We start from the raw sequence: 25,483 nt of genomic DNA, 5'->3' as shown, positions 1-25,483 counted from the left end.
TGAAACAAGGTGCTGAATGCCGAATGAACCCCTGATCCTGTGGTTTCGCCGCGACCTGCGGCTGGACGACAACCCGATGTTGCAGGCCGCCTTGGAAACCGGGCGGCCTTTGCTTCCGGTCTTTATCCTCGATCCTGAAACCGAGGCTTTGGGGGCTGCTCCCCTATGGCGCATGGGTCTGGCGGTGGGGGCTTTTGCCGAACGACTAGCAGGGGTCGGCAGCGGTTTGATCCTGCGGCGGGGGCCTGCCCTGCCAGTTCTTGAGCGTTTGATAGCCGAGACCGGCGCGGCGGGGGTGATCTGGGGTCGTCAATATGACGGGCCATCACAGGCCCGCGATACGGCGGTCAAGGCGGCGCTGAAAGAACGCGGCCTGATCGCTCAAAGCCATGCGGGGCATCTGCTGCATGAACCTTGGGCAATCAAAACCTTGCAAGGCCAGCCCTTCAAGGTCTTTACCCCCTTCTGGAAAGCCCTGCGCAACCTGCCCCTGCCCCCGGCCCTTGCCGCCCCGAAAACCCTTCCCGCACCCACCACTTGGCCCGTCAGCGACGATCTGGCCTCTTGGAATTTGGGTGCCCCGATGCGACGCGGCGCGGCAGTGGTTCTGCCCCACCAAACGGTGGGCGAAATCAAGGCCCTTCAAAGGCTGGCCGACTTTCTGGACGACAAAGTCAGCGCCTATCCCGCCCAGCGCGACCTTCTGGCCCAAAACGGCACCTCGCGCCTGTCCGAGAACCTGACCTATGGCGAAATCGGCCCGCGCCGCATCTGGCACGCCGCCGCCCTGCGCCGCGATCAGGGCGATGCGGGGGCTGAATCTTTCCTGCGCCAACTCGCATGGCGCGATTTTGCTTGGCACCTGTTCTATCATTCCCCCCAGATGGATCGGCAAAACTGGCGCGGCGAATGGGATGCCTTTCCTTGGGCCGGGGACAGCGCCTTGGCCGAAAGTTGGCGGCAGGGCCGCACCGGCATTCCGCTTGTCGATGCCGGCTTGCGAGAGATGTTCGTGACCGGCACGATGCACAACCGCGCGCGGATGGTGGTGGCCTCCTATCTGACGAAACATCTGCTGACGCATTGGAAGGTGGGCCTCGATTGGTTCGCCGATTGCCTGACCGACTGGGATGCCGCGAACAACGCGATGGGCTGGCAATGGGTCGCGGGTTCCGGCCCCGATGCCGCCCCCTATTTCCGCATTTTCAACCCCGAGGGGCAGGCCGACCGTTTTGACCCAGACCGCGCCTATATCCACCGTTGGGTGGCCGAACTTTCGCGGGAACCGGGGGCCGAGGCCCGCGCTTATTTCGACGCGGTGCCGAAATCATGGAATCTATCGCCTGATCAACCCTATCCGAAACCGGTCGTCGGGCTGGCCGAAGGACGTGAAAAGGCTTTGGCCGCTTATGGAGCAAGGAATGCTTGAGTTTTCGACGATCAGCGATAACGTTCTGGAAAAGATGGAGCCAACGATGACCAAGGCCCCGCATGAAACGCTGACCGAGACGGCAGGCCAGCCGGATCTGCCCCGCTATTTCACGACCGCCTTCAACGTCGCCAAAGGGCTGCGCCGGGGCCGTCTGGATTTCGTCCTGCCCGATGGCCGCCGCTTTCGCGCCGAAGGGCGCGAGCCGGGGCCAATGGCGGAACTGGTGATCCACAACCCCGATACCTTTGCCCGACTGATCCGCGAAGGCGATCTGGGTTTTTCCGAGGCCTATCTCGAAGGCTGGTGGTCCAGCCCCGACCTGCAAGCCTTCATGGATCTGGTGCAGGACGGCAATGATGCCGTTTATGATGGTTATCCCGGCCTTGGGCTGGTGCGGGCCTATGAAAAATTCCGTTTCTGGATGCAATCCAACAGCAAGCGGCAGGCCAAGAAGAACATCGAATACCACTACGATCTGGGCAATGATTTCTATCGCCTTTGGCTGGATGACACGATGACCTACTCCTCGGCCCTGTTCCAATCCGGGCAGGAAAGTCTGGAACGGGCGCAGCAACAAAAATACGCCAGCATGGTTGATCAGATGGGGGCCAAACCCGGCGATCATGTGCTGGAAATCGGCTGCGGCTGGGGCGGCTTTGCCGAATATGCCGCCCGCGAAAGGGGCCTGCGCGTCACCGGCCTGACCATCAGCCCCGCCCAGCACGCCTTTGCCGTCGAACGCATGGCCCGCGCAGGGCTGTCGGATCGCGTGCAGATCAAATTGCAAGACTACCGCGACGAAACCGGCCGCTACGACGGGATAGCGAGTATCGAGATGTTCGAGGCGGTCGGCGAAAGATACTGGCCCACCTATTTCAACGCGGTGCGCGATCGGCTTAATCCCGGCCGCTCGGCCACCCTTCAGATCATCACCGTCGCCGACAAACGCTGGGAGGTTTACCGCCGCAGCGTCGATTTCATTCAGAAGTTCATCTTTCCGGGCGGGATGCTGCCCTCACCAATGGCCCTGAAATCCGAAATCGACAGGGCCGGTCTGCGGCTGAAAGGCCACATCGAATTTGGCAAAAGCTATAGCCAGACCCTGCGCCGCTGGCATGAAACCTTCAATGATCGTTGGGAAGATGTCGCCCGCATGGGCTTTGACGATCGATTCCGTCGCATGTGGAATTTCTATCTGACCTCTTGCGCGGGCGCGTTTCAGGGGGGAAACTGCGACGTGACACAGATCACGGTAACGCGGCCGCAATAACGGGCCGCCGGGGACAGGGTGAAACGCAGATGCCGACAGCCGCACGTCTGGTGGGTGCAGTCTTTTATGCCATCCTTGGCTATATGCTGGCCGAATCCTACCGCTTGCTCCTGCCCCCCGGCACAAGCATCGGCATGGTCAGCCAAGGCAGCGCCGCGATCGGCCTTTTGTGTGGTTGGTTTATCGCCGGTGGCTTGGCTGGGCGCGGCTACGCTCGGTCGCCCGGCATGGGCATCCGCACCGCCCTGACCATTGTCTTTTGGGCCCTGCTGCTGTTTTCCACCTATCAGATGATCATCAATTCCACCCGAGGACGCTATGATGGCAGTCCGATGGAGGCGATCACCGGTGCCTTGGCGCTGTTCATGGAAAACGGTGCCCTTATGCTTAGCCAACAATTCGCCATTCTGCTTCTTGGCGGGGGCGCGCTGGGGGGCGTTCTGACCGAAATCGCCAAGCGGAACCTGCGCTGATCCGATGACCGACAGCCTGCATCTGCTGGCCGGGGGCCTGATCGACCCGGCCTTGCTGCGCCTTGTTCTGGGGGCCGATGTCGCCGGACAAAGCCTGCTGCTGGATGGTTTTGTCGCCCGAATGCGTCCCGACGCGCCGACAACCACCCTTTGTCCGCAAACAGATAGCCGGGCTGAGGTGCTGGCCCTGCGCCTGCCCCCCGACTTGGCGGCGCGGCTGGTCTTTTATGCCGAAAGCCTTGGCTTGACCGGGGCCATGCTTGACCTGCCCCTTGGCCCCGCGCAAATCCATCAGCTTGGCGCAGCGGATCTGCCCTTTGACGCGACCCATTGGGCTGAACGCTGGCAGGCCATCGCCTTGGCCTTGGCCGGCGACATCATGGCCGCCTACGGCACGACACAGGCCATCACCCTCGCCCGCCGTCAGGGCCCCATGCTGGTGCGCGCGGCCGGGCGCGTCAGGGCGGCACAGCCTTCGGCCCTCACTCGGCGACACAGGGCCGCGCCCGACGATGTGCAAGTCACCCACCGCCAAACCCCCTATTCCGCCTTCTTCGCCGTCGAAGAATACGATCTGGCTTGGCGGCAGTTCGATGGCCGCTTCGGCCAACCGGCGAACCGCGCGGTGTTTCTGTCGGGCGATGCCGTCACCGTTCTGCCCTATGATCCCATCCGCGACCGCGTGCTGCTGATCGACCAGTTCCGCGCCGGTCCCTTTGCGCGCGGCGATGCCCAGCCTTGGCTGCTTGAGGCGATTGCCGGGCGCATCGACCCCGGCGAAACGCCGGAACAGGCCGCGCGTCGCGAAGCGGTGGAAGAGGCGGGGCTGGAGCTGACCGCGCTTCTGCCCGTGGCGGGCTATTACCCCACGCCGGGGGCCAATTCGGAATTTCTGTATTCCTACGTCGCGCTCACCGATCTGCCCGACGACAAAAGCGGCATTTTCGGGCTGGAAGCCGAGGCCGAGGATATCCGCACCCATATTCTGCCCTTTGCCGAATTGATGGAGATGGTCGCCAGCGGCGAGGCTTCGAATGCCCCGCTGATCCTGACCGCCCTTTGGCTGCAACGCGAAAGGCCGCACTTGCGGCCCGGCAAGTCTTGAGTTTCCCTGTCCTGACGCCTAGACCTTAGGCAAAAGGCAAAAGGAACCTGGGCCATGCAGATACATCGCGATCTGGCTGAATCAATCGGCAACACCCCCCTGATCAAGCTGCGCAAAGCCAGCGAGATGACGGGCTGCACGATTTTGGGCAAGGCCGAATTCCTGAACCCCGGCCAATCCGTCAAGGACCGCGCCGCGCTTTACATCATCCGCGACGCCGTGGCCAAGGGCCTGCTGAAACCCGGCGGGACCATTGTCGAAGGCACGGCAGGGAACACCGGCATCGGGCTGGCGCTGGTCGGGGCCTCGATGGGCTTCCGCACGGTGATCGTCATTCCCGAAACCCAAAGCCAGGAAAAGAAAGATATGCTGCGGCTGGCGGGTGCGGAACTCGTCCAAGTGCCTGCGGTGCCCTATAAGAATCCGAACAATTACGTGCGCTATTCCGGCCGTCTGGCCGAGGCGCTTGCAAAAACCGAACCCAATGGCGCGATCTGGGCCAACCAATTCGACAATGTCGCCAACCGTCAGGCCCATGTCGAAACCACCGGCCCGGAAATCTGGAACCAGACCGATGGCAAGGTCGATGGTTTTATCTGCGCGGTCGGTTCCGGGGGAACTTTGGCAGGCGTCGCCATGGCCTTGCAGCCGAAAGGCGTGAAGATCGGTTTGGCCGACCCGGAAGGCGCGGCGCTGCATTCCTTCTACACCGATGGCACGTTCGAGGCGCCGGGCAATTCCATCACCGAAGGCATCGGTCAGGGCCGCATTACCGCGAATCTGGAAGGCTTTAAGCCCGATTTCAGCTATCGCATCCCCGATGCCGAGGCGCTGCCCATCGTTTTTGACCTGCTGCAAGAAGAGGGCCTTTGCATGGGCGGCTCGACCGGCGTCAACATTGCCGGGGCCATCCGCATGGCCCGCGATCTGGGGCCGGGCAAGACCATCGTCACCATTCTCTGTGATCAGGGCCAGCGTTATCAGTCGAAACTGTATAACCCCGCCTTCCTGCGCTCCAAGGATCTGCCGGTGCCCGAATGGCTGGACGCGCAATCGCGCCGCATCGTCGAAGTGTATCAGGACGCATGAGCGGCGACGGCGGTCGATCTTTGGGCATGAAACGGGCCATCGCCGCTTTGGCGCTGGCCCTTTGGTCTGCCCTACCTTTACAGGCGCAAACCACCGACCCAGCCCAAACCCCTGACCCCGGCCCGACAGAAACGCCGGTCCAAACGGAAACCCCTGCCGGTGGTTTGAAAAAGACGGAACCCGCGGCCGCCTCGACCGGGGCCAAGCCCACCAAATCGATCTCGATCACCACTGCCCAGCCCAACGCCCCGGATTATGCCGCATGGGAACGGCTGGCCAGCCGGGCCGAAACCGCCGTCGCCAGCCGCAGCACCTCGAACCAGGGGCTGGAACTGCTCCGCAGCCAGTTGGTTGATTGGCGCGCCGCCTTTCAGACGGCACAGAACGCGAATGCCACCCGCATCGCCACGATCCGCACTCAGATTGAAACCCTTGGCCCCGTCCCCGCTGAAGGGGCGTCCGAAGCCGAGGAAATCGCCCTGCGCCGCAAGGCGCTGACCGATCAACTGGTGCGCCTTCAGGCCCCCGGCATCGCGGCGGAAGAGGCCTATACCCGCGCCGATGGGCTGATCAAGGAAATTGACCGCACCCTGCGCGAACGCCAGACCAGCGAATTGCTGAAACTCTGGCCCTCGCCGCTGCATCCTGGCAACTGGGGTCTGGCGTTGAAAGGCATCACCACCAGTGCGCTGGAACTTTACAACGAAACCGCGGACATTCTGACCGGCCCCCGCGCCGGACGCGACCTGCGCGACAACCTGCCCCTGATTCTGCTTTTGACCACCCTGGCCCTGCTGCTGCTGTGGCGCGGGCGGCGCTGGATCAATCAGCAGGTCTTGCGGCTGGCCAGACTGGCGCCTGAACGCGGTCGCCCCTTGTGGGAATTGCTCGCCTCGCTGGGCCAGATCATCGTGCCCTTCGCTGGGCTGCTGGCCCTGTCCCGCGCTTTGCTTCTGGCGGGGCTTCTGGGCGCCGAAGGCCGCGACATCGCCCGCGCCTTGCCTGCCCTTGGGCTGATCGTCTTTGTTTCCATCTGGTTGTCTTGGCGCGTCTTCCCCACCGGTGAAAACAGTGCTTGGGGTCTTTTGCGCCTTCCCCCCGAACGCCGCGCCGAAGGCCGCTTCCACGGCTATGTTCTGGGCCTGATGCTGACCCTGAACGCCGTCCGAAACATGGTCTTTCCCCCGGTCGAGGTGGGCGAGGCGGCGACCTCTGTCCTGTCGCTGCCCATCCTCGTGATCGCCGGGTTCGGCCTTGTGCGCTTAGGCTCGCTCATGCGCCGCCATGTCCGCGACGACACGCCCGAGGGCGAGGTGTTGAATTTCCGCAACCGCATGATCAAACTCGTCGCCCAAGGCGCGGGCCTGATCGGCGTCATAGGCCCCCTTTTGGCCGCCATCGGCTATGTCTCGGCCGCCGCCGCCATGGTCCTGCCGGCCGGGCTGACCTTGGCCATGCTCGCCACGATTCTCATCCTTCAGCAGGCCATCAACGACATCCACGCCCTGATCATCCGTGACCCCGCCAAAGGGGACTGGGGGCTTGTGCCCGTGCTGGCCGGTTCCGCCTTGGCTCTCGCGGCTTTGCCGATGCTCGCCCTAATCTGGGGCGCGCGCTACGAAGACCTGTCAGAGATCTGGACCAAGTTCCTCGAAGGTTTCCGTCTGGGCGAATCCCGCATTTCGCCCACCGATTTTCTCTACTTCGCCCTGCTCTTCGGCATCGGCTATACGGTCACCCGCCTGTTCCAGGGCGCTCTCAAATCCACTATCCTGCCCAAGACCCGCCTTGATGCCGGTGGGCAGAATGCCATCGTCTCGGGCACCGGCTACCTCGGCATCTTTCTCGCAGCCATTATCGCCATCAATGCCGTCGGCATTGACCTTTCCGGGCTGGCCATCGTCGCCGGGGCCCTGTCCGTCGGGATCGGTTTTGGCTTGCAGAACATCGTTTCCAACTTTGTCTCGGGCATCATCCTGCTGATCGAACGCCCCGTGTCGGAAGGCGACTGGATCGAGGTCGGCACGGTTTCCGGCACTGTCCGCACGATTTCCGTCCGTTCCACCCGCATCCAGACCTTCGACCGCTCGGATGTGATTGTCCCCAATGCCGATCTTGTCACCCAGCGCGTCACCAACTGGACGCGCTATAACCTCAACGGTCGCCTCATCATCCCGGTCAATGTCGTGCACGGCAGCGACGTTGTTCAGGTGGAAAGCGTCTTGCGCGGCATTGCCGAGGCCCAGCCCCTGGTCGTCCTGAACCCGGCCCCGACCATCGCGCTGATGGGCTTCACCATGGATGCGATGCAATTCGAAATGCGTATGATCCTGCGTGACGTGAATTTTTCGCTCAAGGTCCGCTCAGACATCAACCACCAGATCCTCCGCCGCTTTGGCGAAGAACGGATCGTTATGGCCCATACGCCCCCTAACCCGGCCGCCCTGCCCCCGCCGCTGCCCCAGGCCGAAACAAAGACAAACCCGCCCGCGCCCGGCAAACCCGATCCCGACGCCGCGGCAGGAGAGCCGACATGGTAACGACCGAACCGCTTTTCCGCCAAGACGCCTATCTGCGCGAAGCGACCGCCCGCGTGCTGGCCCATACCGCCGAGGGCGGCCTCGTGCTGGATCAAAGCCTGTTCTACCCGACCGGCGGCGGTCAGCCTGGCGACAGTGGCACAATCCTTTGGGACGGTGGCCGCCTGCCCATCGCCACCACCATCAAGTTTGAACAGACCGCCGTTGCCCTAGTTCCGGCAGAGCCCCTTCCCCTCCCCCCCATCGGCGCCGAGGTCACGCAGCAACTCGACTGGGACCGCCGCTACCGCCACATGCGCATGCACACCGCCCTGCATCTTTTGTCGGTCGTCATTCCCCTTCCCGTGACCGGCGGCCAGATCGGGGCCGACAAGGGCCGTCTTGATTTCGACATGCCCGACGCCCCCGCCGATGTCGCCGCCCTGAACGCCGCCTTGGCCGCGCTGATCGACCGTGACCTGCCCGTTCTGGACAGCTGGATCAGCGACGACGAACTCCTCGCCCAACCTTGGCTGATAAAAACCATGCGCGTTTCCCCACCGATGGGCCAGGGCCGCGTCCGCCTTGTCCGCATCGGCGATGGGGCGGCCCAGGTTGATCTGCAACCCTGCGGCGGCACCCATGTCGCCCGCACCGGCGAAATCGGTCAGGTCGAGATTGGCAAGATCGAAAAGAAAGGCCGCGAAAACCGCCGTGTCAGCCTCCATCTGATCGACTGATCAGATCCGGTCCGGCAGCCGCTGCAAAGCATCCAGCACCTCGGGCGGCACAGCGCTGGCAGGCCCGATCCCCGCCTTTCGCGCCACATCCCGCCACAGCGCCGGATCATCCGGCAGCCGCTCCATCACCGTCACGCTCAGCCGGTTGCTGTCCATCGTCCGCCGCCGGGTCAGAAAGGACAGCCCGGTATAGTATTTCGTCTGCCCCCCCAGCCCATATTCAAAGAAGGTCAGATTGAACGTGCTTTCAATCGACGTCGCACAGATCAGCGACACCCCATCGAAATGCTGGATCAAAACCCCCCGGAAACGGTTCGTCCGCGCATAGCGCTTTGTTCCCGGCCGATAGGGCTGCTGGAACACATCCAATGCCTTCCACAGTTTCGTCTGCCCCCGCGTATAGACCTGCGCCATGCTGCAATAAACCGAACCCGGCCGCTGGAACGACATCCGCCAATAGCGGTACATCGCGTCGGGCATCAGATAGTGGTCAAACGGCCTGCGGTTCAGCGACATCACCTCGCGGTAGATCTCATCCGTCGTCTGCTCCATCGGGTCTTGTTCCCGCGGCTGCAACGGCTCCAGCAGAATGTTCGCATCAACCCCGAACCTTGCGCAGATCCGGTACAGCACGTCTGGGCGAGGAAACGCCTCACCCGACAAGTAACGGTTGAATTGCGTCCTGTTTACGCCTATATCGACACACAGTTTCGTGACCGAGGGCACGTCCCGGCACAGAATCTTTAGATTGTCCCCCAAAACCTGCCGCAGGGCAGCCGGGGATGGGGGGGCGGAACCACTTCTTCCGTTCAAGATACAATCTTTCCCGCATTTGGATATTCAGGTTGGGCTGCGGACAGCCAGCAAAACCTGACGCTACTTAGCGTCAACACTGACACAAAACGCCGATGAATGCACGGGGTTTGTATCAGGCCAGCGCCTGCACCTTCACCAGCGACCCATATATTCTGTGGATAGACTCAGTTGGTACCGGCTGCGGGATGGCAGCCCCTGTATGGAGGTGACGATGCGCGGAGTCATCATTTGGCATTGCAAGACAACGGAACGCGCCGTGGTCTGGTGTGACGACAGCGGTGAACTGGCCTATGCCGGGGGCGAACAGTCCTGGGCCAATCCAGGCACCCGCGTCGCGATCGGCGACTATGTCGCGTTCGAGCTGCAACCGTTCAGCGCAGCCCGCAGCTGCAAGAACATGCGCCTGATCGAACATGGCATGGCCCCCGAACTGGCCGGCATCCTCAAGAACATGAAAACCGGCCCGGTCGCCGCCACGGCGCGCAACGATGCGCCGGTCCACGCCCCGCGCCCCGCCGCACGTCAGCTTTACGCCGTCCCCGCCTGATTTCAACGCGCGAACCTTTCGTGCCCCCCTTGCATAGGGGGGCCGAACAAGGCTAGGAAGCGCGAACGGATCGGTGGCCGAGTGGTCGAAGGCGCACGCCTGGAAAGTGTGTAGGCGGGGAACCGTCTCTAGGGTTCGAATCCCTATCGATCCGCCACTTGCCCCCACGAAAGTCTTCTCTCGATAACGCCGAGTCCGGATTTTTCCGTTGTTTTCGCGGGTTATGCGGGACGGGCTGAACACCTCCTCCGCGCCGAACTGCCCTAAACGCGTTCTCTCACGCCGATATTCTCCAAAGCTGATGACTGCGCGGATTTAGTGTTCAGCTTGTAACTCATTGCAACAGCGCGCGTTTTCGTGCCCGGGAACGTGAGTTAGATTTGGGTGGCTCTGGCCCCCTGTTGAGACTGCGGTCGAACCCATTTCAGTGACCCGTGGCGAGCGGTCCCCGTCCTCCCAGTTTCTTGGAGGCTAGATGCCGAGATGGGCGGGACAGCGGACGGATGGCGCTGCGGCATGGCGATTGCAGCATGCCTTGGAAAGCGGACAACCGCGGAAGCCGCAGCCATCACCCAACATGGGTCCCGTGACAGGCGGGAATGCCTGACGTCGGTCGCTTGCACCTCCTTTTACCATCGTCAGCGACAACGCACCGAGTTCACCTTGATGGCGATCCTCTCATTATGAGTCGAGGTTCGATATGGCACCCTTGGGAGCCGCCTATCTGTATCGAACATGCCGTACCAGTCTCGTCGCATCCAAAAGTCCGACGGCAACAAACCGCATCAACATGTGGCTATGTAAAAAAGATCGTGCGTCGGTCCGAATGTGTTGGCATGTCCCAGCAGACCACCGTATACTTTAGACAATTTCAACCGTCCCGCGTTGCGGCCCCCAATTTTGAGTCGCCCAGCCACGTTTCCAGGGAATCCGTGCCAACGATGATCAACACACTCGCTCTGAACTTGGTAGCGGATGTCATGGATTGGGACAATGAAGTGGCAACAAGAGAATATGGGTGGCTGCGGCTCATCTCCTCCATGAAATATGATGGCTATTCTGATTTTCGCGCCGGTGTCCGCTTCTTGGAAAGTCTAGTTTCTTGGCTCCGGCAGTTCGACAAGGCCGACCGACCTGCCGCATACGGCTTTGTCAAAGAGCGACTGATTTACATCTCAACGCTCGAGATGCAACGGGTGATAGAGACCTTCATCCCCGAAACTGTCACGCCCTACCTTCGACAGTCAGTCGCCGCTGAGCTAAATATAAAGCCGTATCAGGTTTGGCAGTCGGCCGACGGTACTGCGGCCTTCAAGCGACGTCTGCGACGCTGCCTCTTCGTCGGCCTGAGCGATGGCAGCCGCATCGATGTGCTCCGCCGCGCGAATGCGGGCCGCCTGTCGCAGGAGCAAGTCATTCCAATGATGAACGTCGACGACGAGAAGTGGAAAAGCCTCGCCGTCGACTTGAAGAAAGATCTGGGTCCCGACGCCCGCTTCGATGACGTCTACCTGATCGACGACTTCACAGCGTCCGGCACTACGTTCATTCGGTTTCCCGACGGCGAGCCGAAGGGCAAGCTCTATAAGTTCGAGAAGATCGTGCAAGACGCTAAAGCGCGGCTCGCGAAACAGAAAGAGGACTTCCCCCTATCCGATGGATACGCGCTCCATATCCATCACTACATCTCGACCAGGCAGGCGCACGACGCCCTCGAGGAGCGCGTCACAGAGGCCAATGAGAAACTCCAAAACAAGAGCTTCGGAAAGACGATCATCACCGAGGGCATGCTTCTCCCCGATAACATTAGGGTCGCGACGATTGACAAGGCGACCAGGAACGCAAAGATGACGCAACAGAGCGACGGGCTGATCGTCGATCTATGTCACCGCTATTACGACGATGACCTGTTTAGGCGGCTAGAGAAGCACTGCAAAGAGGCGGGCCAAACCGACATGAAATATGGCTACGCAGACTGCGCACTACCGGTCGTTCTTGAGCACAACACCCCGAACAATGCCATACCGCTCCTGTGGGCGGAGACTAAAGGCAAGCTGGGAAGTGCAATGCAGCCGCTCTTCTTCCGTCGCGACAGGCACGGCTGAGCATGACCAACCCCTTCCTTCGCCGCGCCACTGAATACGTCCGGCAGGACGAATCCTTCCTATCAATTGTTAGTCCGGCCCCTCTGACCACCTTCCTGGCTACCACCCGAAACAAAGACGACATGTTCGAGGTGCCCGTGCGCATTATCGGCGCACCCGGCAGCGGCAAAACGATGCTTGCCACGCTCGCCGAGTTCCGCATGGTGGAGATGATCCTCAAGGATGTGTCGAACCCAACCAACCGCACGCTCGCGGACGCGCTGGCGCAGGCGGGATTCCTCAAGGACGGAAAGCCGAAGGTCGCCGCCGTCCGAGTGCCTATGGAATCTGAATACCGCGAGTTCTGGGAACTACCCTACGACCCGATTGTTAAGACGAAGCTAGCCTTCTGGCTGGTGCAGGCCCGCGCTATGCTCGGTCTGATCCGCAATCTGACGGCGAACCGCATGCGCGGAATGGACGAGATCGTATTTATACCTCGCGCTAACCATGAGGCCCATCTCGAGCAGATTGGCGGCCTTTCTGCGGTAGGAATCCGGGAGCGCGCGCTCGCCGTCCAGCGGGCAATCTACAAAGTCGGCGCCGGGCTGAGGGCTCCGAAGCTCGAGAGTTTGCCAATCGACGCCACGGCGCCCTACGCTCCCTTCGACGCCATCAGCAGCATCCGCATTGACTGGAACGACGAAACGATCGAGATGAGCCCGCTCGTCATGCTCGACGACGTCCACGCGCTTCATCACGAGCAGCTGGAAGCCATGTTCGGCATGCTTTCCCATCGGGAGATGAAGTTCGGTCGCTGGATGATGATGCGGCTGGACGCCCTTAGCCCGGGTGCGGTGATGCGTTCCCCTGCAAATCAGCCGACCCACAACCGCGCGCAAGGCCGCGATTTCGTGGACATCCGCATGCAGGGCGACGAGAAGAAGGACCAGTCGAAAAAGCAGTTCCGGACCATGGCGCGGGACATTGCAAAACGCTACCTACCAATGGTCGAAGGTCTTCGGAACCGCAATGCCACCGATATCGACCGACTTGTCCCCAGCGAACCTCCTAAGCTGAGCAGTGGGCAGTTGAAGGATCTCGAAAGCAGAGTCGATAAGGACCAGGAAAGGCTCAGGATCGGCCCCTCACGCCGTAAAGAGATCGACGACCTGGTCGACGACTTCATCAGGCGCACGAAGTCCTACGATGGCGGGCCAGAGGTCGCGCTTGCAATGAAGCGCATCCTGCTGCATCGCTACGACGTCCGCGTCGCCCGCTCGACGCCCTCGCTCTTCGAAGAGATCGATCCCGATCCCAAATCACCGCTGAAGGCCGATGCCGACGTCGCGCATGGCGCGCGCATCCACCTGCACCACGAATATAATCGCCCACTCCACTACGGAGTCGACGAAATCTGCGACGCAAGCAATGAGAACGCGGAAGTGTTCCTGCAGTTCGCGGGGGAACTCGTCGCCAATATCGAAACTAGGGCGATCCGGAACAATCCCTTGGCACTGCCCGCCAAGGATCAGCAATCGATTCTGATAGAAAAAGCCAAGGCGATCATGAACGCATGGGCTTTTCCACACGCCCAGCGGGTCCGCCAGATGGTCGACGCCATCGGAGTCGACTGCAGGGCCGAATCACTGCTACCCAATGCCCCTCTTGGTGCGGGCGCGAACGCGATTGGCATCCTCGAGGAGGAAATGGAGGCGATGTCGTTCGACGACGAGCTCGGCTCAGTCCTGAAATACGCCATAGCGCACGGCGCAATCACGATCGAACGGAACTATGGGCAAGGCGGCAAGCTGTGGGCGCTGATTGAGCTCACTGGGACGGTCGGTCTAGTGTATGGCCTCACATTCAATCGGGGAGGTTTTCTTCCCCAGAAAATCGAATATCTACGCAAAGCTGCGGGGCTAATCGATGCGTAAGCATTGGGAGAACTGCATCACCAATTTCGACAACGCTGTCGACGACTTCATCTCCGACTACTTTGGCGACCCTTCGCGTCACGTCTTGCTCGTGGCCGCGGCGGGGTTCGACCCGCGATCGCGCCGTATATCAAAGATGCTGGCCGAAACGCTCGGACCCCGTCTTTCAGCAATCTACGTTCGCGAAGAGCGTCCGGGCGCGTCCCAGGCGCTCATCGAACAGGCGAACGAGAACGAGGCCACGCTTAAGGAGATCGTTCCCGACTCCATCGTCATCAGAATCGACATTTTTGCCGACGATGGTGCGCCTGTGAGCGGCTCCCGCATCGTCTCGCGTCTCAGCGAGCTCCCCGTCGCCGACAAGGTTACCGACGTGATCCTCGATCTGAGCGCGCTTTCCGTAGGTGTCGGCTTCCCAACCGCAAGGATGCTGCTCGAGGATTGCGAAAGCGTCCCAAATCGTGCCTTCCATCTGATGATCGTCTCGAATCCCGAAATGGACGACAGGATATTGAGCATTCCATCGAGCCGGGAGGGATCGGTTAAGGGCTTCTCACCACCCATTGAAGAAGGCGCTCAAGGACTCGCGCAAGTCTGGATCCCACAGCTGGCCAGCGGAAGGGCGCAGGCGCTGACCCAGATTGGCGCAGCAATCCCATCGCGATACAAGATCTGTCCTCTCCTCCCCTTTCCAGCCCGAAACCCGCGACGCGCCGACGATCTCCTCGCCGAATACCGCACGGAGCTTGTGGATGAGTGGCAAGTCGATCCACGCGACGTCGTGTACGCGTCGGAACGGAACCCACTCGACTGCTACCGGACCCTTTCAACCCTGAAGACCCGCTTAGACCGGACGATGAAGGGGACCTACGAACCACGAATGGTGCTGTCTCCGGTGGGAAGCAAAGTGCTCGCCGCCGGCGCGCTAATGGCCGCGATCGAGCACGACATGGCGGTGCAATATCTTGAAACCGAGAGCTACCTATTCGACAATACGGTCATCGGACCCCACGAAGCGCCGGACATGACCGTGCACCTTATCCTATCCGGCCCGCTCTACGCGAGCTACGACGAAGCGTCACCAGCTCAATGACGACGCCCGTCTTTACCGCGAAGCTCGACGCCCTCCCCACCACGCTCGACCTGTTCCAAACTTTCGACTCAGGGCCGCTCGCTGTGGCGCTCACGGACGGTGTCCGCCGCCATGCCCTCTCAATCGGGTCCGGCGGCTCGGCGATTACGGCCGAATATCTCGCCCGCTGCCGCGACACCCTGGGTTTCGGCCCGACGACCGTTCAGACACCAATGGAACTGGTGGCCGACCACCATGACCTCTCCGAGACTGATATCTGGCTGTTCAGCGCCAGCGGCGACAATCCGGACGCCATGGCTGCCTCGCAGGCCGCCTTCGACCGCGGGGGAAGGAAGGTTCATCTCGTCACCCGCAACACCGACGGATCGGCGGCACGCCATGTTGCCGGCGGAGGTGGTACGGTCCATGTCGTGCCGGTCGCCGACCCGAAAGACGGCTACTTGGCAACCCATTCGCTAGTTTCCTCTGTCGTCGCGCTGCTCCTAGCCTGCGACGGGGCATCGCGTGACCCGAGAGGTGCCGCCCACATCCTCGATACGATCGCTTTCCGGCTCGCAGAGATGCGGGATCCCGCTCATCGAGCATCGATGGCTACCCGCCTCTCGTCACTGCGGCGAAGCGACACCTTGGTAGTTGCCGGCGATCCGCACTTGAAGCCGCTGTCCGTCCTTCTCGACACGTCAATTTGGGAGGCTTCGCTGTGCCATGTCCAGACAACAGACTTCCGCAACCTGGCGCATGGTCGCCATGGCTGGCTCCACCACCGGCAGGACGAAACGCTTGTCCTCGCGCTCACGGGCACGGACACACGAGCGACCTGGGCGGCGATTAGCGATCTCCTTCCACCTTCGCTTCGCCGGGATGTCGTCGACCAGCGGTCATGCGGTCGTCTCGACAACGCGCTCGCGATGATTGATGGGCTCAGCATCATAGAGGCGATGGGGACTGTGGTCGGTATCGACCCCGGGAAGCCGGGCATTGGCGAATTTGGGCGCGCGATTTATGATGACCGCTCGCTAACCGATTTAGCCCGAGCCCTGCCTCCGCATGTTCGGCACAAACGCGCGGCCATCTCGAAATCTGATTCCCACGATCCCGATGACGATCCTCTTGACCTGATTGGTCGGGAGCGCTTGCGGACGCTGGCTGATGCGGACATCGGCGGTGCGGTATTCGACTACGACGGAACGATCGTGACGACCGCCGGGCGCTACTCCGAGCCGGACAGGGAGATTATTGACCAACTGATCAGACTGTATAGGTCCGGGCTCAGGATCGGGTTCGCGACGGGTCGCGGCGGTTCGGCGGGGGAAGAATTGAGGAAGGTCTTGCCCGCCGATATGCTTTCGTCGATCCCGATTGGCTACTACAACGGGGGGCATATCCGCATGGCGGATGTCGACGTAGACGAGGATCGCGCACCGGCGAATACGGCGATCACCGAGACCGCGGCCTTTCTCAATGACCGAAGCGAGCTATTTTTCTGCCACAAATTCAAGCACCAAGAGGTGCAGATCACTGTCGAAATGAACAAGCTGCGCCATCCCTACCGCTTCCCAGTTGACTTAGAAGGCTGCGCGCCGTTCGCGGCCGGCCTTGTCCGCGTCATGGGATCTGGCCACAGCTACGACATTGTCCCGGCGGCCTCGAGCAAGCTTTCCGTCGTCAACGCGATCAAGGCCGATCTGCCTGTTGGAGTCGAGGTCCTCTGCTTCGGGGACAGCGGATCCCGACCGGGGAACGATCACGCCCTGCTCTCCCATCCCTACGGCATAAGCGTCGGAGACGTGTGCGGCGCTGCAAACGGCAGCTGGTCTCTATTCGGATCAGGCCCGGCGGGTCCGAAGGCACTTCTCAACATATTGTGCGCTCTGGTACCATCGAACATCGGAAGGGTTCGCCTCGATGTCGCATCGCTTGGCCTCGACAGGAGATAGGGATCGACTACATAAGTGAATATGCACGACTCACCTCTACACCCCGAATATCGCGTCGACGTCGCCGGCACCGGGTTTACGGTGCTCGACCGCATCTACGCCGATGGCAATCTCTTCGACGAGGCATTGGGCGGCTCGTGCGGGAACGTGCTCGTGTCTCTGGCGATGCTCCATCGCCATGTGGCGCCCGTTCTAGCGCTCGGAGATGATGATGCGGGCTACAGACTGATTGACGAGTTCGAGCAGGCTGGCGCGACCACACGGTTCATTTCCCGACGCGCCGACCTTCGGTCGCCCGTGCTGGCGCAGGAGCTCAACACCGAATTGGGACAGCATGAATTCAGCTTCTTGTGCCCGGAGACGCTCGAGGAGCTGCCGCGATACCAGCCAATCGGCCACGCCGAGGTCGCCCCCGCGCTGAATATGCTTTCGCGATGCTCGATCTTCTATGCCGACCGGCTATCGGACGGCATCCTTGAGGCGATGAAGACCGCGAGTGCGGCGGGTGCGATCATATTCTTCGAGCCGTCCGACTTCAAGGAAGGCGATCACTTCGATGAGGCCGTGCAGCTCGCGACAATCCTGAAATATTCCGATGACAGGCTTGGCGCTCGCTTGGCTGACCGTCTCCACAAGTGTGTTCGCATCGTTACTTACGGAGCTTCGGGCCTCGAGGTGCGCGATGGGCTAGGAACTACTTGGTGTGACGCGATTAGCGCGCCTACGGTCTTGGACACATGCGGTTCGGGAGACATGGTCAGCGTCGGCGTAATCGACTGGATCCTCGCCAACGACTTCTGCACTTCCAGCCTCAAGGCGGCGGACTTGCTCGAAGGGATCGTCGCGGGTCAGCGTCTCGCGGCTGAGAACTGCGCGTACGCCGGCGCCCGCGGCTTGTTCAAGAAGCGGGGCGCAGGCTTCGTCCGCGAGATCTTAAACATCCGCCCGCGATCTGCTAACCTAGGCTTCACTCAGCCGCCGTAAGACATGTGTCGGTGTCCGCGCCCTGATCGCGCAACTCTGCGCGAAGCTCCATTAGCAGTTCACCGAGCTTGTTCTGACCGACCCCATTGACCTCGCCCCATAGACGATTGACTTGGCTGTCTGCGGTCGCCGCCTCGACGAGCCTCGCGTCGCCAGTTCCGAGAAGTAGCTTGCGAAGATCGGGATGCTGCGTGAACTTCGCCCGCAGCACAGCCCGCATGCGATCGAATTTTGAGGTCGACCAGCCCGGGGCCACGTCCCAGTAGTACAGACCGTGGGCCGCCATCGCCAGAAGCGCCGGAGATGGAGCCTCCATTAGCCACTTCCTTACAGCTGGCTTGCGCGGCTTGCCCGCCTGGTAGGCGTGCTCGCTGGTAGCGAACGTCTCGCCCTCGAACTCGATCTCGCGACGATAGAGGTTGCTGAACACGCCGAAGGGCTTCTCGCTGGCTCGGTAGAAGCGGATCTCGCTCATCGATAACTCCTTGCAAATCTGCTTGCTCTCATACATGCTAATTTGCATGAAGCCAACAAGCAATCAATTAAGTGAGCTACACAAGCGGATTTCGACCAAATACGCGGAAAGCAAGCTTAGCAAAGCCGATCTAGGAAGATTAGCGAACGTCCATCCAAGTCAGGTTGGCCGTATATGCGCGGGACATTTCAAGACGATTAGCAATAATGTTGTGCAAATCTGCAAGGCCCTCAACGTTAAGGTGCCGAAGGTAGACGAAGACATTACAATGGATACTGAGTGGGCAAAAGCGAATGCGAGCCTGCGTAGGATCTGGGACCATACTCCTGAGGGGGCCGCGATCATCAGACGTGTCCTAGATGCTATTGCAGATTTGCGCTTGCCCGAAGCCGACGAGACGGACCGCCCTATCTGACCCGACCTTCATCGACACGGGTGCCTGACGGCAGGACTACATGCCAGTCTGCTTGCTCGGTAACCTGCTTGTCGGGATGGCCGGCAGGCAGGCTTGCTATTTGCCCTCCCCAGGAAATCAATGCAGGTGACTCTCTATTTCGCTGGAGAGGACGAGGGGAAAGTACCGGCTTGGCGGCCAAGGCGAAAATTATTGTTGCTGAGCATCTAGAAAGGGTGGCGGCCTTCCGTCGCCGGTTTGTACCTCGGTAGGGCATCAACCCTTTGTCCGCATCGCTGACGCTCCGCAGGCCGAAATGCAGCGCCGCTTGTCCAGTGGCCGGTTCGGGGAATGCCGCCGCGCAGCATCGACGATGCTCGAACGTCCGCTAAGGGCCGAGTGCGTCGTTCAAGCCTTGCTCGCCTGCTTTCCCACCCACTCCGCCGCAGCCCCCTCCAACACACCAGCCAACGTCACCTCCGCCCCCTGCCGCCCATCTAAAATCGCCTCCACCATCTCCGGCGGCAGCAACGTCAGACGCATGATCCGCGTCATATAGGACGGCGCGATGCCCTCCCGCGCGGCGAGATCGCCGATCGTGGCGAATTCCCCAGATTCCAGCATCCGCTGCCATCGAAACGCGCGGGCCAGTGCCTTGATCAGGCTGCTGTCGATGCGCGGTCGCTGGTTCGGTGCCCCTACGGGCAGGACAATTTCCTTCCGCCCGCCGCGCTTGTGGATGCTGAACGGCACATGCACGGTGAGGATGTCGGCCTGCACGCGAGTCATTCTGCGGCTTCCAGCGCTGGGGTGAACATCTCGCGGGCAAGGTTGGCCAGCCCATCGACGCGCAGCCGGAGATTCAGCCCCTCGGTGCCGGTGTCGATCCGCTCGACAAGCACTGCCACGATGCGGGCCTGTTCGGCAGGGAAGAGTTCGTCCCAGAGCGGGTCCAGCTGCGTCAACGCCTCGCGGGCCTCGGCCTCGCTGATGGCGCTGTCATAGCTGCGGGCCGCCTTCCATGTGCCCGCCACGATCTCTGGCTGGCGAAACACGGCCCGCAGTTGATCGATGGCAGCCGCTTCGATCTCCCCCGCTGGCACGCGTCCAATGGGGCATGATCCGGCTCCATGTTTCAGCACGGTTTGGCTGACGTAGTAGCGATAAAGCCGCCCGGCCTTGCGGGTGTGGGTCGGTGAAAAAGCAGCGCCATCGGGACCGTAGAGCAACCCCTTCAACAGCGCGGGCGTGTCGGCGAGGGTGTTGCTGGCGCGCTTCCTCGGGCTTTCGGTCAGGATGGCATGGACCTTGTCCCATGTGTCGCGGTCGATGATGGCTTTGTGCTCGCCGGGATAGCTGGTCCCCTTGTGAACCGCTTCGCCGATGTAGACCCGGTTGTTCAGCATGCGGTAGATGAACTTCTTGTCGATGCGGTGGCCTCGGGCGGTGGTGACGCCCCGTTCCGCCAGTTCCTGCGCCAGCACCGTGCCGGACCCTATCTCGATGAACCGGGCAAAGACCCAGCGGACGTGGTCAGCATCGCCCTCATTGATCACCAGCTTGCGGTCCTGCACGACATAGCCCAGCGGCGGGCAGCCCCCCATCCACATCCCCTTCATCCGACTGGCCCGAACCTTGTCCCGGATGCGTTCGGCGGTCACCTCGCGTTCAAACTGCGCGAAGGACAACAGGATGTTCAGCGTCAGCCGCCCCATGGAGGTGGTGGTGTTGAACGACTGCGTCACAGACACGAAGGTCACGCCGTTGCGGTCGAAGACCTCGACCAGCTTGGAAAAATCCATCAGCGAGCGGGACAGGCGGTCGATCTTGTAGACCACCACCACGTCGACCAGCCCATCCTCGATATCGGCCAGCAACCGCTTCAGGCCGGGGCGTTCCAGCGTGCCACCGGAGATGCCACCATCGTCATACTGATCGCGCACCAGTACCCAGCCTTCCGAGCGCTGGCTGGCGATGTAGGCTTCACAGGCCTCGCGCTGCGCATGCAAGGAATTGAACTCCTGCTCCAGCCCCTCTTCCGAGGATTTGCGGGTGTAAACCGCGCAGCGCAGTTTGCGGACGACAGCATTGTTCATGCCGCCCTCCGATGGTTCTTCAGGCCGAAGAACACCCAGCCGTTCCAGCGCGTGCCGGTGATGGCGCGGGCGATGGCCGAGAGCGATTGGTAGGGCCGCCCCTGCCATTCAAACCCACCTTGGGTCACGGTGACAACCTGCTCCACCCCCTGCCATTCGCGGATCAGCCTCGTGCCGATGATGGGGCGATCCCGGTCGAGCCGCATGGCGCGCTTCTTTCTGTCGCCGCCATCCAATTCCTCGCCCAGCTGTTCCAGCCGTTTGATGGTTTCCGGCTTCAACCCGCCATAGGCCAGTTCCTGAATGCGGTAGGCCAAGCGGCTTTCCAGATAGCGGCGATTGAAGGGCGGCGGTTCGCTGTCAAACAGCTCACGCCATTGCGCCTTCAGATCGGGCGTCGTCGCGGTTTTCAGCGCCGCCAGGCGTGCGGGGATGGGATCAGGGGTCATGCGGGTCTCCAGTCATTTGCACCCCGACTACCGCTCTGTTCGCACGTGAAGTGTAGCGGAAATTCTCCAGTTCTGTCAGTATCTTCACCCCTGTCCCGCATCCGCAGCCGCACCAGACCCAGCGCCAGGAGGTGACACAATTCCGCGCGGCGTTCGGCGGGGGACATCAGGTCAGGACGCAGGGGATTGGGGCGTTTCATGGGGTGTCACCCCGCAAGTGTTGGCTGATCAGTTCCTGAGAGCCCCTACATTCTTTCTGCTGCTTTTCGTAATCCTCGACGTCGGCCAGCGTATACCGGATCGCCCCGCCAATGCGTATAAAGCTCGGACCCCAGCCCTGTGCCCGCCAGCGCTGCAGCGTTCGCGCAGACATCTTCCAACGAGCCGCCAGTTCGCGTTCGAGGAGGATGTTGGTATCTCTGCGGTCGTATTTTTCATTTTCATTCGAGTTCATAATCCCACCTGTCGGTAATGTCGCCAAATGACAGTGCAGGACGTCAAAGCAATATGGGCCGATTGAGCGAAGGGGTCTGCCGATCGAACCCAAGCCACTGAAAATGATCGTTCTTTCTTGATCCCGATCGTTAACCGACTAAATTTAATCCTTTTGCCACCCCTCAGGAAGGAATGAGGCACCGATTCTCAGATATTTACGCACGGAATCGTCGGTGCCCGCCAAACCAAGCTTGGCCGCCATATCGGCAATTTCCTTTGGAATCGGGCTGCGGGGATGGGTAGGAACATAGCCCAACTGGTCGATTGCCAAGGCGGTGAACAGCTGGGCGATCATGTCGATTTCACGTTTGTGCGGCTCGGATTTTGGCGGCGTTGAGGTGTTTGCTACGCCACTCTGCGGAAGATATTGTCGCAGCAGCCGTGTGAATTCGGGGTGAACTTCCAACTCGACGCGATCTGCCCACGGAAGAAAGTCATCCGGTTCGATAGCGGCATCAGAAAAATAGGGGTCGAAACGACGTCTGATCAGATCGATCTGCCGAAGCAAAAATGCAATAGGCGCTGAGCGCGATCCACTCATTCTAGAGTAATCGTCTAGTTTCTGTTTTGTGAAGGTATCAGGCTCGATGCCAACCGATAGGCAAGAAATTTCGTGAACGGAAAATCGCGGCATCTTCGCCCAGTACACAAAGTCAGCCACATGATCGGGATGGCCAAATCCACCCGCATACCAAATAGGTATCCTACGTTGCAGATGATAAATTGGGGTTTCCTGGAAATTACCCCACTCTCGACAAATCAATTCTTCGCTGGCTTTGCGAGTCAGAAGGATTTCGATCTCTGAATCTGTCAGTTCAGACAATTGTGCACGGCAAACATCCTCGATCGCTCGGCAATCCTGTTTGAATTTTTCAAAAACTGCTGGATCAAATGGACCTACGGATTTGACAACTGCAGGAGCTTGCCAAGCAAAAAGTTCACCTAACTTGTTCTTAAGCAATTTCTGTCGGGCAATTTCGAGTTCAATTGAAACTGAATTGTCCATGTTTCCCCACACGGTCTGGTCGTTGATTTACCCTTGTAAATGAGGTGCTGCGACGATTTGGCCCCACCCTTTTCTCACGGGTTGGAGCATTTTGCACGGGCGCGCGGTCAGCGGCAACAGCAAAGCACTCAGCTTCGTTGAACTGTTGGGCCACCGGAGCACGGTTTCGATGGCGTCGCCTTGGCTGATCGTTGACCTATCGCCATATGCCCAAACGGAACCTTCGTCGCGTTCCGCCGATTTTTGCGAAGTTCTGGCTCCTTTCACCAATCTGAGTTGTGCGCCTCTAGGAATCAAGAATCTGCAAAGGTGTGTCGCCATTTGTCGTTGAATGGCGTGAAATGGAATTAATTGTCATAATTACAATGCTTTGCGCGAAGTGGTATCTTGGTTGCGCGACCAGACCAAACGAACCGGGGTCTGGCATCGTCCTTACCAGCGGAGGGTTTTATGACCGCGGCGCTGGTTTTGGGGTGGGCATACCGCGGGGCGAGGACACATGCCAAGCGCAGTCCGAAAGGCCGAAGCGCGTCCTCCGGCACAAGAGCCAGTGTCGAAAGTAGCGGCCAACTCTGAGGCGAGGATCCTTGCGACCTCGGAGGCCTAAGCGCCGGGGCGGCTCCAGCCGACACGGACAGCTGACGGCAGCGGGGACCAACCTCGGCAATCGGCCGGGGCTGGTCGTCCTATGCCGTCACACCAGGGCTCACCAACCGACACTGACCAATAATAAGAGAGCACGAGCGCGAAGCGGAAACGGAATGGCCGATAAAATCACCGCTGGCCCGATGCGAAGATTTGCCAGCAGCGCAGCTGGCTGACATCTGTTTCACACCTGAAATGACGAAATCTCCACCACTGTCGCCTCCCGCGCATATCTGCGCGATCCTGCGTAATAATGTCATTCTTATCAATGTATTGACCCCATGCTATACTCCCCCAAACCCCGCAGAGAGCGCCGCAGATCGTCGGACCGGGGGGGAGGTTGTAATGGCAGGCAGACAGCAGCAGAAACGGGAACTGGCGGTGGACTACCGCTTGGTGGAGGCGCTGATCCCTTATGCGCGGAATGCGCGGACGCATAGCCCGGCCCAGGTGGCGATGATCGCGGGGTCGATTCGGGAGTTTGGCTTTACCAATCCGGTGCTGGTCGATGGTGAGAATGGCATCATCGCGGGCCATGGCCGGGTGATGGCGGCGCGGCAGCTGGGGATGGACTTGGTACCGGTGATCGAACTGGCGCATCTGACAGAGGCCCAGAAGCGGGCCTATGTGCTGGCCGACAACAAGCTGGCGGAACAGGCGGGGTGGGACAATGACTTGCTGGCGCTGGAACTGGGTGAGCTCGTTGATCTCGGGATCGACCTTGGCGATCTGGGTTTTACCGGACGCGAGATTGATCAGCTGCTGAACGCCCATCTGGCGGACCCCCGCGAAGAGGATGTGCCCCCGGTGCCCGATCAGCCGGTCTCGCGTCCGGGCGATCTCTGGCGGCTGGGGCACCACCGCGTGATCTGCGGCGATGCGACGGATGCGGCAACAGTGTCCCGGGTGCTGGGCGGGGTCAGTCCGCATCTGATGGTGACCGACCCGCCCTATGGGGTGGAGTATGATCCCGGCTGGCGCAATGCCGTGGGGGCCGCGCAGACCAAACGCACTGGCAAGGTGCTGAACGACCATCGCGCCGATTGGCGGGAGGCCTGGGCGCTGTTTCCGGGCGAGGTTGCCTATGTCTGGCACGGGGCGTTGCATGCATCAACGGTGGCCGACAGCCTGATCGCCAGCGGCTTTGCGGTGCGCAGCCAGATCATCTGGGCCAAGGAACGCCTCGTCTTGTCGCGTGGCGACTATCACTGGCAGCATGAACCCTGCTGGTATGCGGTGCGCACCTCCGGCAAGGGGCACTGGTCCGGGGATCGCAAGCAAACCACGCTCTGGACCATTCCGAGTGGCCAGCAGGATGCGACGACCGTGCATGGCACGCAGAAGCCGGTCGATTGCATGCGCCGCCCGATGCTGAACAATTCCTCGCCCGGTCAGGCCATCTATGAGCCCTTCCTCGGATCGGGGAGCGGATTGATCGCCGCCGAGACCGCGGGGCGCATCTGTCATGCGGTGGAACTGAACCCGGCCTACGTCGATGTCGCCGTGCTGCGCTGGCAGTCGCTGACCGGGCAAGTGGCGGTGCTGGAAGATGGACGCAGCTTTGCCGAGGTGGCCTTGGAACGGGGCGCAGAAGGCCTGGCTGATGAGGTTGGGCCCGTCACCCATGCAACGGCGGAGGTCGCCTGATGGGACGCACACCCACAACCCTGACTGACGCGCAGATGGCCGAGGTGGAGACCCTCGCCGCTGTCCTGACCGCCGAACAGGTGGCGGATTACTTCGGCATCGCCCGGCGGACCTTCTATGCGCTGATGGAACGCGATGAGGAGATTGCAGCACGATATAAACGCGGCAAGGCCCGCGCCATCGGGACCATCGCGCAGGGGCTGATCAACAAGGCCCGCGCGGGGGACACCGCCTCGATGATCTTCTTTCT

The 25,483-nt window shown here is 61.0% G+C and carries 22 protein-coding genes, 1 tRNA gene and 1 pseudogene; 17 read left to right on the top strand and 7 right to left on the bottom strand.

The features are described 5' to 3' along the window. Positions 1 to 16 precede the first annotated feature (16 nt). Genes IE095_RS13900 through IE095_RS13870 form a run of 7 tightly spaced genes read left to right on the top strand, consistent with a single transcriptional unit; the run spans position 17 to position 8,628 of the window. On the top strand, positions 17 to 1,429 hold the full coding sequence (locus tag IE095_RS13900; RefSeq protein WP_189412280.1) for a cryptochrome/photolyase family protein: 1,413 nt from the start codon (positions 17 to 19) through the stop codon (positions 1,427 to 1,429). Positions 1,430 to 1,475: 46 nt separating this feature from the next. Next, positions 1,476 to 2,702 carry an SAM-dependent methyltransferase gene (locus tag IE095_RS13895; RefSeq protein ID WP_189412403.1) on the top strand — a complete coding sequence of 409 codons (1,227 nt, stop codon included), beginning with the start codon at positions 1,476 to 1,478 and terminating at the stop codon, positions 2,700 to 2,702. Positions 2,703 to 2,731: 29 nt separating this feature from the next. Beyond that, on the top strand, positions 2,732 to 3,175 hold the full coding sequence (locus tag IE095_RS13890; RefSeq protein ID WP_189412279.1) for a TrgA family protein: 444 nt from the start codon (positions 2,732 to 2,734) through the stop codon (positions 3,173 to 3,175). Positions 3,176 to 3,179: 4 nt separating this feature from the next. Beyond that, positions 3,180 to 4,280, top strand: coding sequence for an NUDIX domain-containing protein (locus tag IE095_RS18700; RefSeq protein WP_189412278.1), 1,101 nt, complete (start codon positions 3,180 to 3,182; stop codon positions 4,278 to 4,280). Positions 4,281 to 4,334: 54 nt separating this feature from the next. Continuing rightward, positions 4,335 to 5,369 carry a cysteine synthase A gene (locus IE095_RS13880; protein ID WP_189412277.1) on the top strand — a complete coding sequence of 345 codons (1,035 nt, stop codon included), beginning with the start codon at positions 4,335 to 4,337 and terminating at the stop codon, positions 5,367 to 5,369. A 26-nt stretch (positions 5,370 to 5,395) separates the two neighbouring features. Next, a complete protein-coding gene (locus IE095_RS13875) occupies positions 5,396 to 7,909 on the top strand; it encodes a DUF3772 domain-containing protein (protein WP_189412276.1) in 2,514 nt (837 codons plus the stop codon). Further along, positions 7,903 to 8,628, top strand: a complete 726-nt coding sequence (locus IE095_RS13870) for an alanyl-tRNA editing protein (RefSeq protein WP_189412275.1) — start codon at positions 7,903 to 7,905, stop codon at positions 8,626 to 8,628. Before IE095_RS13875 ends, IE095_RS13870 begins: the two co-directional genes overlap by 7 nt. Here the strand turns inward: IE095_RS13870 and IE095_RS13865 are convergent, their stop codons facing one another. Next, entirely contained in the window at positions 8,629 to 9,261 is a 633-nt protein-coding gene (locus tag IE095_RS13865) for a hypothetical protein (RefSeq protein ID WP_189412274.1), read from the bottom strand. It lies immediately after the preceding gene. A 394-nt stretch (positions 9,262 to 9,655) separates the two neighbouring features. On the opposite strand from IE095_RS13865, the gene IE095_RS13860 reads away from it, so the two are divergent. The 7 genes from IE095_RS13860 to IE095_RS13830 all read left to right on the top strand — a co-directional run bounded on the left by IE095_RS13860 (position 9,656) and on the right by IE095_RS13830 (position 18,026). Then, positions 9,656 to 9,991 carry a hypothetical protein gene (locus IE095_RS13860; protein WP_189412273.1) on the top strand — a complete coding sequence of 112 codons (336 nt, stop codon included), beginning with the start codon at positions 9,656 to 9,658 and terminating at the stop codon, positions 9,989 to 9,991. A 67-nt stretch (positions 9,992 to 10,058) separates the two neighbouring features. Then, positions 10,059 to 10,148: transfer RNA gene (locus tag IE095_RS13855), tRNA-Ser, on the top strand. A 784-nt stretch (positions 10,149 to 10,932) separates the two neighbouring features. Further along, the gene (locus IE095_RS13850) at positions 10,933 to 12,096 is read left to right on the top strand and encodes a phosphoribosyltransferase-like protein (RefSeq protein ID WP_189412272.1); all 1,164 of its coding nucleotides are present in this window, start codon (positions 10,933 to 10,935) and stop codon (positions 12,094 to 12,096) included. 2 nt (positions 12,097 to 12,098) lie between these two features. Further along, positions 12,099 to 14,012: a hypothetical protein gene (locus IE095_RS13845; RefSeq protein ID WP_189412271.1), complete on the top strand. Its 1,914-nt coding sequence runs from the start codon at positions 12,099 to 12,101 to the stop codon at positions 14,010 to 14,012. Continuing rightward, the gene (locus IE095_RS13840) at positions 14,005 to 15,105 is read left to right on the top strand and encodes a hypothetical protein (protein ID WP_189412270.1); all 1,101 of its coding nucleotides are present in this window, start codon (positions 14,005 to 14,007) and stop codon (positions 15,103 to 15,105) included. Before IE095_RS13845 ends, IE095_RS13840 begins: the two co-directional genes overlap by 8 nt. Continuing rightward, the gene (locus IE095_RS13835) at positions 15,102 to 17,042 is read left to right on the top strand and encodes an HAD hydrolase family protein (protein ID WP_189412269.1); all 1,941 of its coding nucleotides are present in this window, start codon (positions 15,102 to 15,104) and stop codon (positions 17,040 to 17,042) included. Before IE095_RS13840 ends, IE095_RS13835 begins: the two co-directional genes overlap by 4 nt. 21 nt (positions 17,043 to 17,063) lie before the next feature. Next, a complete protein-coding gene (locus tag IE095_RS13830; RefSeq protein WP_189412268.1) occupies positions 17,064 to 18,026 on the top strand; it encodes a PfkB family carbohydrate kinase in 963 nt (320 codons plus the stop codon). Here IE095_RS13830 and ybiA read toward each other — a convergent pair. Further along, positions 18,010 to 18,501, bottom strand: a complete 492-nt coding sequence (gene ybiA, locus IE095_RS13825; protein WP_189412267.1) for a riboflavin biosynthesis intermediates N-glycosidase — start codon at positions 18,499 to 18,501, stop codon at positions 18,010 to 18,012. The two genes, IE095_RS13830 and ybiA, sit on opposite strands and share 17 nt — an antisense overlap. Positions 18,502 to 18,547: 46 nt before the next feature. On the opposite strand from ybiA, the gene IE095_RS13820 reads away from it, so the two are divergent. Continuing rightward, positions 18,548 to 18,916 carry a helix-turn-helix domain-containing protein gene (locus IE095_RS13820; protein ID WP_189412266.1) on the top strand — a complete coding sequence of 123 codons (369 nt, stop codon included), beginning with the start codon at positions 18,548 to 18,550 and terminating at the stop codon, positions 18,914 to 18,916. Positions 18,917 to 19,303: 387 nt separating this feature from the next. Here the strand turns inward: IE095_RS13820 and IE095_RS13815 are convergent, their stop codons facing one another. The 5 genes from IE095_RS13815 to IE095_RS13795 all read right to left on the bottom strand — a co-directional run bounded on the left by IE095_RS13815 (position 19,304) and on the right by IE095_RS13795 (position 22,941). Continuing rightward, entirely contained in the window at positions 19,304 to 19,684 is a 381-nt protein-coding gene (locus IE095_RS13815; protein ID WP_189412265.1) for a hypothetical protein, read from the bottom strand. Continuing rightward, positions 19,681 to 20,991 carry a recombinase family protein gene (locus IE095_RS13810; protein ID WP_189412264.1) on the bottom strand — a complete coding sequence of 437 codons (1,311 nt, stop codon included), beginning with the start codon at positions 20,989 to 20,991 and terminating at the stop codon, positions 19,681 to 19,683. The genes IE095_RS13815 and IE095_RS13810 overlap by 4 nt, the downstream gene beginning before the upstream one ends. After that, positions 20,988 to 21,440: a DUF2924 domain-containing protein gene (locus tag IE095_RS13805; protein WP_189412263.1), complete on the bottom strand. Its 453-nt coding sequence runs from the start codon at positions 21,438 to 21,440 to the stop codon at positions 20,988 to 20,990. The genes IE095_RS13810 and IE095_RS13805 overlap by 4 nt, the downstream gene beginning before the upstream one ends. A gap of 196 nt (positions 21,441 to 21,636) precedes the next feature. Continuing rightward, positions 21,637 to 21,894 carry a helix-turn-helix transcriptional regulator gene (locus tag IE095_RS13800; RefSeq protein WP_189412262.1) on the bottom strand — a complete coding sequence of 86 codons (258 nt, stop codon included), beginning with the start codon at positions 21,892 to 21,894 and terminating at the stop codon, positions 21,637 to 21,639. A gap of 144 nt (positions 21,895 to 22,038) precedes the next feature. Continuing rightward, positions 22,039 to 22,941, bottom strand: a complete 903-nt coding sequence (locus tag IE095_RS13795) for a hypothetical protein (protein ID WP_189412261.1) — start codon at positions 22,939 to 22,941, stop codon at positions 22,039 to 22,041. A 990-nt stretch (positions 22,942 to 23,931) separates the two neighbouring features. Here IE095_RS13795 and IE095_RS13790 point away from each other — a divergent pair. Then, positions 23,932 to 25,233: a site-specific DNA-methyltransferase gene (locus tag IE095_RS13790; RefSeq protein WP_189412260.1), complete on the top strand. Its 1,302-nt coding sequence runs from the start codon at positions 23,932 to 23,934 to the stop codon at positions 25,231 to 25,233. Continuing rightward, positions 25,233 to 25,483, top strand: a pseudogene (locus IE095_RS13785) (hypothetical protein); the annotation flags it as partial. The gene IE095_RS13790 and the pseudogene IE095_RS13785, both read left to right, overlap by 1 nt.

Source organism: Neogemmobacter tilapiae, from assembly GCF_014652215.1.
GTDB lineage: Bacteria > Pseudomonadota > Alphaproteobacteria > Rhodobacterales > Rhodobacteraceae > Neogemmobacter > Neogemmobacter tilapiae.
The sequence above is the reverse complement of the archived record's forward strand: the minus strand, read 5'-3'. Positions and strand labels throughout refer to the sequence as shown.